Here is a 317-nt window from a genome sequence, read left to right on the forward strand (position 1 = left end):
GGTCGTCGTCTGGCAGCGGCGATGGGAGAGGGAATAGTGATGTAATCGGGCGAGACTGAACGACATACAATTCTCCCTCGTCAAGACACCACTCGATGTCTTGGGGATTCTCGAATAGTGCTCCGATTTTCTCGCCGAGGTCCACGAGGGTCTGAATCTGCTCAACTGTGAGTACACGTGATGTGCGGTCAGTCGAGTCTAGTTCGACCGTCTCAGTTCCCCCTTCTGGAGTTGCTCGAACTGCGCTCTGTTGGTCTCCAACCTCATATTCGAGAATCTCACCAGTTCGCGTCTCCACGCGAATATTATCTGCGGTC

Annotated in this window: 1 protein-coding gene; it reads right to left on the minus strand. The window is 53.6% G+C overall.

Annotation, left to right across the window (positions count from 1 at the left end; genetic code table 11):
• A partial coding sequence (locus C492_RS22310; protein ID WP_275040326.1) for a PEP/pyruvate-binding domain-containing protein occupies positions 1 to 304 on the minus strand: 304 nt, incomplete at its 3' end.
• Positions 305 to 317 lie beyond the last annotated feature (13 nt).

Source organism: Natronococcus jeotgali DSM 18795, assembly GCF_000337695.1.
GTDB lineage: Archaea > Halobacteriota > Halobacteria > Halobacteriales > Natrialbaceae > Natronococcus > Natronococcus jeotgali.